This is a genomic window from Kitasatospora sp. NPDC093806, assembly GCF_040683335.1.
Classification (GTDB): Bacteria; Actinomycetota; Actinomycetes; order Streptomycetales; family Streptomycetaceae; genus Kitasatospora.
The window spans coordinates 18,871-28,051 of the sequence record NZ_JBFBDO010000104.1 but is presented as its reverse complement, the minus strand read 5'-3'; the positions used below and the strand labels follow the sequence as shown (position 1 = coordinate 28,051).

Genomic DNA, 9,181 nt, shown 5'->3' with positions numbered 1-9,181 from the left:
TGGCACGCTGTTGAGTTCTCAAGGAACGGACGCTTCCTTCAGGCGGCTTTCACACCGGCCCTCCGGGCGCTTCGTTCTTTCGTGTTTCCAGCTTATCAGATGTTTTCCGCTCCGTTTTCCGGAGTTCATTCATCCGATTTGCTTTCGCCTTTCGGCGCTCCCGAACTCTAGCAGAGTTTCTCGGGCCGTTTTCCCGCACCGTTCTCGAATTTCGTTCGAGAACTTTCGCTGGGGGCCGTCCCGTGGGGCAACCCGGAGAACATTACGCACCGGGTCGCCCCACGTCAAACCGACGGGCCGACGGTCGGGGCCGAGGGGATCAGACCTCGACGACGACCGGCAGGATCATCGGGCGGCGGCGGTAGTTGTCCGCCACCCACTTGCCCAGGGTCCGCCGGACCAGCTGCTGGACCTGGCGGATCTCCAGGACGCCGTCGCTCGCCGAGCGGTCGAGCGCCTCCTGGAGCTTGGCCGTCACCGGGACGAACGCGGCGTCGTCGATGCCGGAGCCGCGGGCCTGGATGCTCGGGCCGCCGACGATCTTGCCGTTGGTGGAGTCGACCACGACGAAGCAGGAGATGAAGCCCTCCTCGCCGAGGATCCGGCGGTCCTTCAGCGAGGCCTCGGTGATGTCGCCGACCGAGGAGCCGTCCACGTAGACGTAGCCGGCCTGCACCTTGCCGACGATCCGGGCAACACCGTTCTCCAGGTCGACGCAGACGCCGTCCTCCGCGATGACGGTCCGGTTGCGCGGCACGCCGGTGGCGATGCCGAGGTCGGCGGCGGCGCGCAGGTGGCGCCACTCGCCGTGGACCGGCATGAGGTTGCGCGGCTTGCAGATGTTGAAGAAGTACAGCAGCTCGCCGGCCGAGGCGTGGCCGGAGACGTGCACCTTGGCGTTGCCCTTGTGGACGACCTTGGCGCCCCAGCGGGTCAGGCCGTTGATCACGCGGTAGACCGCGTTCTCGTTGCCCGGGATGAGCGAGGAGGCCAGGACGACGGTGTCGCCCTCGGTGATGCGGATCTGGTGGTCGCGGTTGGCCATCCGGGACAGCGCGGCCATCGGCTCGCCCTGCGAACCGGTACAGATCAGCACGACCTCCTTGTCCGGCAGGTCGTCGAGCTGCTTGACGTCGACGACCAGGTTGCCGGGCACCTTCAGGTAGCCGAGGTCGCGGGCGATGCCCATGTTGCGGACCATCGAGCGGCCGACGAAGGCGACCTTGCGCTTGTACTCGTGCGCGGCGTCCAGGACCTGCTGGATGCGGTGCACGTGGCTGGCGAAGGAGGCGACGATGATGCGCTTGTCGGCGTTCGCGAAAACGTTTCGCAGCGCCGCCGAGATGTCGCGCTCGTGCGGGATGAAGCCGGGGACCTCGGCGTTGGTGGAGTCCACCAGCAGCAGGTCCATGCCCTCCTCCGCCAGCTTGGCGAAGGTCGGCAGGTCGGTCAGCCGGCCGTCGAGCGGCAGCTGGTCCATCTTGAAGTCGCCGGTGGCGACGACCATGCCGGCGGGCGTGCGCACGGCGACGGCCAGCGCGTCCGGGATGGAGTGGTTGACCGCGATGAACTGGCAGTCGAAGGGGCCGATCCGCTCGCGGTCGCCCTCGGCGACCTCCAGCACGTACGGGCGGATGCGGTGCTCGGCGAGCTTGGCCTCGATCAGCGCGAGGGTCAGCTTCGACCCGATCAGCGGGATGTCCGGGTTCTCGCGGAGCAGGAACGGGACGGCGCCGATGTGGTCCTCGTGGCCGTGCGTGAGGACGATGCCGTCGATCTTGTCGAGGCGGTCCCGGATGTAGGTGAAGTCCGGGAGGATCAGGTCCACGCCGGGCTGCTCGTCCTCGGGGAAGAGCACGCCGCAGTCGACGATGAGGATGCGGTCCCCGTACTCGAAGACCGTCATGTTGCGGCCGATCTCGCCGAGACCGCCGAGCGGGGTGATGCGGAGGGCGCCCGGCTTGAGGGCCGGGGGGGTGCCGAGTTCGGGATGCGGGTGACTCAAAAGACTCTCCTCACGACGCACGCCATATGTCCGGGGTCCTCCCCCGCGAGACATATGGCGTGCGTACTCAGTGTCGTTTTCCTACCGGGTCTGTGCTCTCGCGCCGTTCGGTCCGGTCCAGCGGCGGACCCGGGTGGGTCCGGCGAGCCGGGGCGCGCACGTCTGTGTCTGTTAGAGGTCTACCCCGCCGGCGGCGAGATCCTTCTTCAGTTGCGCGATCTCCTCGGGAGTCGCGCCGACCAGGGGCAGCCGCAGCGGGCCGGCCGGCAGGCCCCGGAGGTCCAGCGCGGCCTTGGTGAGGATGACGCCCTGGGTGCGGAAGATACCGGTGAAGACCGGCAGCAGGCGCTGGTGGACCGCCGTGGCCTTGGCCACATCCCCGGCCAGGAAGGCCTCGATCATGGCCCGCAGCTCGCCGGCGACCAGGTGCCCGACCACGCTCACGACGCCGACGGCTCCGACCGACAGCAGCGGCAGGTTCAGGATGTCGTCGCCGGAGTACCAGGCCAGGTCGGAGCGGGCGATGGCCCAGGAGGCGGCGCCGAGGTCGCCCTTGGCGTCCTTGTTGGCGACGATCCGCGGGTGCTCGCCGAGCCGGACCAGTGTCTCGTGGCTCAGCGCGACGGCGCTGCGGCCGGGGATGTCGTACAGCATGACCGGCAGCCCGGTGGCGTCGGCGATCCGCACGGTGTGCCGGTACAGGCCCTCCTGCGGGGGCTTGCTGTAGTACGGCGTGACCGCCAGCAGGCCGGTCGCCCCGGCCGCCTCGGCCTGGCGGGCCAGCTCGGTGCTGTGGTGGGTGTCGTTGGTGCCGACGCCGGCCAGCACGTGGGCGCGGTCCCCCACCGCCTCCACCACGGCGCGGACGAGCTGGGCCTTCTCGGCGTCACTGGTAGTCGGGGACTCGCCGGTGGTGCCGTTGACGACGAGGCCGTCGTTGCCGGAGTCGACGAGGTGCGCGGCGAGCCGCTGGGCGCCGTCGAGGTCGAGACCGCCGTCGGCGGTGAACGGGGTCACCATCGCGGTCAGGACCCGGCCGAAGGGCGTCTGGGGGGTGGAGGTCGGAGCCATGTGTCCAAAACTACTCGTAGGCGGTGGGGCGGTAGCCAGGCCGGTCCACGGATCGGACGGGCGGCGGCCCCGGGTGGCCCGGCGAAGGCGGCCCCAGCAGCGGAGACATGGGATTCCGGTGCTGCGTGCTCGGGGGTTCAAGCAGCACCGGAATCCGTGTTCACGAGCCTAGGGAGAGGTCAGAAATGCCGCAATCCAGACATGCCGGGCACCCGCCGCCGGATGCCCGTCGTCGCAGGTCAGGGGGCGACTCGGCCGTGCTTCTCGAACGCCGCATGGGTGAGCGGCATGAGCTCGGCCCACTGCTCCTCCATCCGCTCGGCGACCATCTCGATCTCGCGCTGCGGGAACGACGGCACCGCCGAGTTCTCCCGCTTGGTGCGCAGCGACAGGAAGTGCATCAGCGAGCGCGCGTTGCAGGTCGCGTACATCGACGAGAACAGGCCCACCGGCAGCACCGCGCGGGCCACCTCGCGGGCGACGCCGGCCGCCAGCATCTCCTGGTAGCGGCCGTACGCCTCGAGGTACGCGGACTCCATCGAGGCGGCGACGGTCTTGTGCTGCTCCGGGGTGCCCTCGACGAACTCGTAGCGGCCCGGGCGGCCCTGCTGGACCAGCTTGCGGTCCTCGGCGGGGACGTAGAAGACCGGCTCCAGCTCGCGGTAGCGGCCGGACTCCTCGTTGTACGACCAGCCGCTGCGGTGCCGGTGGAACTCGCGGAAGACGAAGATCGGCGCGCTGATGAAGAAGGTCATCGAGTTGTGCTCGAACGGCGTGCCGTGCCGGTCCCGCATCAGGTAGTTGATCAGGCCGGTGGACTTCTCCGGGTCCTGCTGGAGCGCCTCCAGGGACTGCTCCCCCGCCGTCGAGACCCGGGCCGCCCAGATGACGTCCGAGTCGGCGGCGGCGCTGCGGACCAGGTCCACGGTGACGTCGCTGCGGAACCGGGGGGTCCTGGTGTCGTCGTCGCTCACGCGTTGCTCCTCGCGGGTTCGGTGCCGGTGGTGCCGGTGGTGCGGTGCAGCCCGATCGCGTGCTGCATGGTCTTGCGGGCCCGCGGCACGTCGCCCGCGTCGGCGTACGCGACCGCCAGCCGGAAGAAGACCCGCCAGTCGCCGGGGGCGGCCTCCGCCTCGGCCTTGCGGCGGGCGAACACCTCGTCGGCCGAGGCCCGGTCGATCCGCCCGCCGCCGGTGCGCTTCAGCTCGTCGACCGGCAGACCGCCCTCGGCCTCCAGCTCACGGGCGAGCCGCTCGCTGTCCCGGCCGAAGCGGACGGTCTGGCGCAGGAACCAGAGGCCGATCACCGGGACGACGAAGGCGCACAGGCCCAGGCCGATGCCGAGCGGCTTGCCGGTGGCGATCAGCTGGACGCCCTCGCCGACGCAGACCAGGGCGACCAGGAACAGGACGCCGGAGAGGACGAAGAAGCCGGTACGGGAGGTCATGCCGGGCTCACAGGTCCAGGAAGTGCTCGAGGCCCAGGGTGAGCCCGGGCGTCTCGACGACCTTGCGGACGCCGAGCAGGATGCCCGGCATGAAGCTGCTGTGGTGCAGCGAGTCGTGCCGGATGGTGAGGGTCTCGCCGGTGTCGCCGAACATCACCTGCTGGTGGGCGAGCAGACCGCGCAGCCGCACCGCGTGCACCGGCACCCCGTCCACGTCGGCGCCGCGGGCGCCGGGCAGGCTGTGGGTGGTCGGGTCCTGCTGCGGCGGCCGGCCCGCCTCGGCGCGGGCCGCGGCGATCAGCTGGGCAGTGCGGGTGGCGGTGCCGCTGGGGGCGTCCGCCTTGCGGTCGTGGTGCAGCTCGACCACCTCGACCGACTCGAAGTACTTCGCGGCGGTCTGGGCGAACTTCATGCCGAGCACGGCGCCGATGGAGAAGTTCGGCGCGATCAGCAGGCCGAGCTCAGGCGCCTCGGCGAGCCAGCCGCGGACGGTGGTGAGCCGCTCCTCGGTCCAGCCGGTGGTGCCGGTGACCACGTGGATGCCGTGGTGCAGGCAGTAGTCGAGGTTGCCCATCACCGAGTCGGGGTGGGTCAGCTCGACGACGACCTGCACCCCGGCGTCGGTCAGCTCGGAGAGCTTCGCCTCGCGGCCCAGGGTGGCGACCAGCTCCAGGTCGGGGGCGGCCTCGACGGCCTTGACCGCCTCCGAGCCGATCCGGCCCCGGGCGCCGATCACGGCGACACGCAGCGTCATGGTGAGAGGTCCCTTCAGACCAGCAGGTCGGCGAGCCGGGCGGCCCGCTTGTCGTTGATCGGGCCGATCAGCGCGAGCGACGGCCGGTGGGCACCCAGCACATCACGGGCCACGGCGTGCACGTCGTCCAGGGTGACCGCCGCTATCCGCGCGAGCATGTCGTCGACCGACAGGTGGTGGCCGTAGCTCAGCTCGGCCTTGCCGATCCGGTTCATCAGCGAGCCGGTGTCCTCCATGCCGAGCACGGTGGAGCCGGAGATCTGGCCGATCGCCCGCTGCAGCTCCTCCTCGGTGATGCCCTCGGCGACCACCTTGGCGAGCTCATCGCGGCAGATCCGCAGCACCTCCTCGACCCGCTTGGGCTGGCAGCCGGCGTAGATGCCGAACAGGCCGCTGTCCGCGTACGAGGAGGAGTAGGAGTAGACCGAGTAGGCCAGGCCGCGCTTCTCCCGGACCTCCTGGAACAGCCGCGAGCTCATGCCGCCGCCGAGGGCCGCGTTGAGCACGCCCATCGCCCAGCGGCGCTCGTCGTGCCGGGGCACGCCGGGCACGCCCAGCACCAGGTGGGCCTGCTCGGTGGAGCGGTTGAGCACCTCGACCTTGCCGGCGGTGCGCAGCGCCTTGACGCCGCGCCGGGCCTCGGCCGGTTCCGCGGTGGAGCGGGCCAGCAGCGGCGCGAAGGCCTGCTCGACCTGCTTGACGACCTTGCGGTGGTCCAGGTTGCCGGCCGCGGCGACGACCAGGTGCTCGGGCTTGTAGCGGCGGTGGAAGAAGCCGGCGATCTGGTCGCGGGTGAGCGCCCGGACGGTCTCCTGGGTGCCGAGGATCGGGCGGCCGAGCGGGCCGGTGCCGAAGATCACCTTGGCGAAGAGGTCGTGGACGACGTCACCCGGGTCGTCCTCGGCCATCGCCATCTCCTCCAGGATGACGCCGCGCTCGGCCTCGACGTCCTCCGGGCGGATCAGCGAGCCGGTGAGCATGTCGCAGACCACGTCGATGGCCAGCGGCAGGTCGGTGTCGAGCACCCGCGCGTAGTAGCAGGTGTTCTCCTTCGCGGTGAAGGCGTTCATCTCGCCGCCGACCGCGTCCAGGGCGGCCGAGATGTCCAGCGCGCTGCGCCGCTCGGTGCCCTTGAAGAGCAGGTGCTCCAGGTAGTGGGTGGCCCCGTTGAGCTGCGGGGTCTCGTCCCGCGAGCCGACGCCGACCCAGATGCCGAAGGTCGCTGAGCGCACCGTCGGCAGGGTCTCGGTGACGACGCGCAGGCCGCCGGGGAGGACGGTGCGGCGCACCGTGCCGGCGCCGTCCGCGCCCTTGAGCAGGGTCCGGGTCGTGCCGGGGCGCTGCTTCGCCGCCGAGGCCTGGGCCACGGGGGTACCTCCGTAGAAAGCAATCCGTCGAGAGCATGGGGGGAGAACGGGGTGCGGCCCGCACGCCGACTGGGGGCGTGCGGGCCGCGGGATCAGCTAGCGGCGCTTCACTCGGAAGCGGCCTCGCCGGCCTCTTCGCCCTCGATGACCGGGATCAGCGAGAGCTTGCCGCGCGGGTCGATCTCGGCGATCTCGACCTGCACCTTGGCGCCGACACCGAGGACGTCCTCGACGTTCTCGACGCGCTTGCCGCCGGCCAGCTTGCGGATCTGCGAGATGTGCAGCAGACCGTCCTTGCCCGGCATGAGCGACACGAACGCACCGAAGGTCGTGGTCTTGACCACGGTGCCCAGGTAGCGCTCGCCGACCTCCGGCATGGTCGGGTTGGCGATCTGGTTGATCGTGGTGCGGGCGGCCTCGGCGGCCGGGCCGTCGGCGGCACCGATGTAGATGGTGCCGTCGTCCTCGATCGTGATCTCGGCGCCGGTGTCCTCCTGGATCTGGTTGATCATCTTGCCCTTGGGGCCGATGACCTCACCGATCTTGTCCACCGGGATCTTGATGGTGATGATGCGCGGCGCGTTCGGGGACATCTCGTCCGGGGAGTCGATGGCCTCGTTCATCACGTCGAGGATGTGCAGGCGGGCGTCGCGGGCCTGCTTCAGCGCGGCGGCGAGCACCGACGCCGGGATGCCGTTGAGCTTGGTGTCCAGCTGCAGGGCGGTGATGAAGTTGCGGGTACCGGCGACCTTGAAGTCCATGTCGCCGTACGCGTCCTCGGCACCGAGGATGTCGGTGAGGGTCACGTAGTGGGTCTCACCGTCGATCTCCTGGGAGATCAGGCCCATGGCGATGCCGGCGACGGCGGCCTTCAGCGGCACACCGGCGTTCAGCAGCGACATGGTCGAGGCGCAGACCGAGCCCATCGAGGTGGAGCCGTTGGAGCCGAGCGCCTCGGAGACCTGGCGGATGGCGTACGGGAACTCCTCGCGGGTCGGCAGCACGGGCAGGATCGCCCGCTCGGCCAGCGCGCCGTGGCCGATCTCGCGGCGCTTCGGCGAACCGACGCGGCCGGTCTCGCCGACCGAGTACGGCGGGAAGTTGTAGTTGTGCATGTAGCGGCGACGCGTCTCCGGGGAGAGCGTGTCCAGCTGCTGCTCCATGCGGAGCATGTTCAGCGTGGTGACACCCAGGATCTGGGTCTCGCCGCGCTCGAACAGGGCCGAGCCGTGCACCCGCGGGATGGCCTCGACCTCGGCGGCCAGGGTGCGGATGTCGGTGACGCCGCGGCCGTCGATGCGGACCTTGTCCTTGATGACGCGCTCGCGGACGATCTTCTTGGTCAGCGCGTTGTAGGCGGCGCTGATCTCCTTCTCGCGGCCCTCGAACTCGGGCAGCAGCTTCTCGGCGGCCAGCGCCTTGACGCGGTCCAGCTCGTTGTTGCGCTCCTGCTTGCCCGCGATGGTGAGCGCCTGGGCCAGCTCGTCCTTGACGGCGGCGGTCAGCGCGGCCAGCACGTCGTCCTGGTACTCCAGGAAGAGCGGGAACTCGCCGGTCGGCTTGGCGGCCTGGGCGGCCAGCTGGGACTGGGCGGCGCAGAGCACCTTGATGAACGGCTTGGCGGCGTCCAGACCGGCGGCGACGATCTCCTCGGTCGGCGCCTCGGCGCCGCCCTCGACCAGCTTGATGGTCTTGTCGGTGGCCTCGGCCTCGACCATCATGATCGCGACGTCGCCGTCCGGCAGGACGCGACCGGCGACGACCATGTCGAAGACGGCCGACTCCAGCTCGCTGTGGGTCGGGAAGGCCACCCACTGGCCCTTGATCAGCGCGACGCGGACGCCACCGATCGGGCCGGAGAACGGCAGGCCCGCCAGCTGGGTGGAGGCGGAGGCGGCGTTGATGGCCACCACGTCGTACAGGTGGTCCGGGTTGAGCGCCATCACGGTGACGACGACCTGGATCTCGTTGCGCAGGCCCTTGACGAAGGACGGGCGCAGCGGGCGGTCGATCAGGCGGCAGGTGAGGATCGCGTCCTCGGAGGGCCGGCCCTCACGACGGAAGAACGAGCCGGGGATGCGGCCGGCGGCGTACATCCGCTCCTCGACGTCCACGGTCAGCGGGAAGAAGTCGAAGTGCTCCTTCGGCTGCTTGGACGCGCTGGTGGCGGACAGCACCATGGTGTCGTCGTCGAGGTAGGCGACGGCGGAGCCGGCGGCCTGACGGGCCAGGCGGCCGGTCTCGAAACGGATGGTGCGGGTGCCGAAGGAACCGTTGTCGATCACGGCCTCGGCGTAGAACACGTTCTCTTCCACCTGGAAGATCTCCTCTTTCGTACGTCTCCGGGAGAGCGCCCCCGCGCATCGCCTCTGGCCCTGGGCAGTCGGGCCGGTCTTCGATCGAAGCCTCCGGTCGCCCCGCTTCGGTCGGCGGGGCCTCCGGCGGCCACTACCGAGGACCGGCGCCTCTCGGCTGGCCGGGCTCGGACGGGCGGTCCGCGTCTGGACGCTCTCTCGGATGCGGGCGGCTTCCGTTTG

Annotated in this window: 7 protein-coding genes; all 7 read right to left on the bottom strand. The window is 70.4% G+C overall.

All coding sequences use genetic code 11. The annotated features are described in order from the left end of the window. Nucleotides 1–319: 319 nt before the first annotated feature. Nucleotides 320–2,005 carry a ribonuclease J gene (locus AB0N76_RS32305; RefSeq protein ID WP_363563273.1) on the bottom strand — a complete coding sequence of 562 codons (1,686 nt, stop codon included), beginning with the start codon at nt 2,003–2,005 and terminating at the stop codon, nt 320–322. Between the two features lie 171 nt (nt 2,006–2,176). Beyond that, nucleotides 2,177–3,076, bottom strand: coding sequence for a 4-hydroxy-tetrahydrodipicolinate synthase (dapA, locus tag AB0N76_RS32300; protein WP_363563271.1), 900 nt, complete (start codon nt 3,074–3,076; stop codon nt 2,177–2,179). A 239-nt stretch (nt 3,077–3,315) separates the two neighbouring features. Beyond that, nucleotides 3,316–4,050, bottom strand: a complete 735-nt coding sequence (gene thyX / locus AB0N76_RS32295; RefSeq protein WP_363563269.1) for an FAD-dependent thymidylate synthase — start codon at nt 4,048–4,050, stop codon at nt 3,316–3,318. Further along, complete coding sequence (locus tag AB0N76_RS32290; RefSeq protein WP_363563267.1) at nt 4,047–4,523, bottom strand: hypothetical protein; 477 nt, start codon at nt 4,521–4,523, stop codon at nt 4,047–4,049. Before AB0N76_RS32290 ends, thyX begins: the two co-directional genes overlap by 4 nt. Before the next feature lie 7 nt (nt 4,524–4,530). Further along, a complete protein-coding gene (gene dapB / locus AB0N76_RS32285; RefSeq protein ID WP_363563265.1) occupies nt 4,531–5,277 on the bottom strand; it encodes a 4-hydroxy-tetrahydrodipicolinate reductase in 747 nt (248 codons plus the stop codon). A 14-nt stretch (nt 5,278–5,291) separates the two neighbouring features. After that, nucleotides 5,292–6,644, bottom strand: a complete 1,353-nt coding sequence (locus AB0N76_RS32280) for a pitrilysin family protein (protein ID WP_363563263.1) — start codon at nt 6,642–6,644, stop codon at nt 5,292–5,294. A gap of 107 nt (nt 6,645–6,751) precedes the next feature. After that, complete coding sequence (locus tag AB0N76_RS32275; RefSeq protein WP_363563261.1) at nt 6,752–8,959, bottom strand: polyribonucleotide nucleotidyltransferase; 2,208 nt, start codon at nt 8,957–8,959, stop codon at nt 6,752–6,754. Nucleotides 8,960–9,181 lie beyond the last annotated feature (222 nt).

Bases quoted from the DNA above. Each gene is read 5' to 3' on its own strand.
- dapA (WP_363563271.1), bottom strand. From the start codon at position 3,076: ATGGCTCCGACCTCCACCCCCCAGACGCCCTTCGGCCGGGTCCTGACC.
- AB0N76_RS32290 (WP_363563267.1), bottom strand. From the start codon at position 4,523: ATGACCTCCCGTACCGGCTTCTTCGTCCTCTCCGGCGTCCTGTTCCTG.
- dapB (WP_363563265.1), bottom strand. From the start codon at position 5,277: ATGACGCTGCGTGTCGCCGTGATCGGCGCCCGGGGCCGGATCGGCTCG.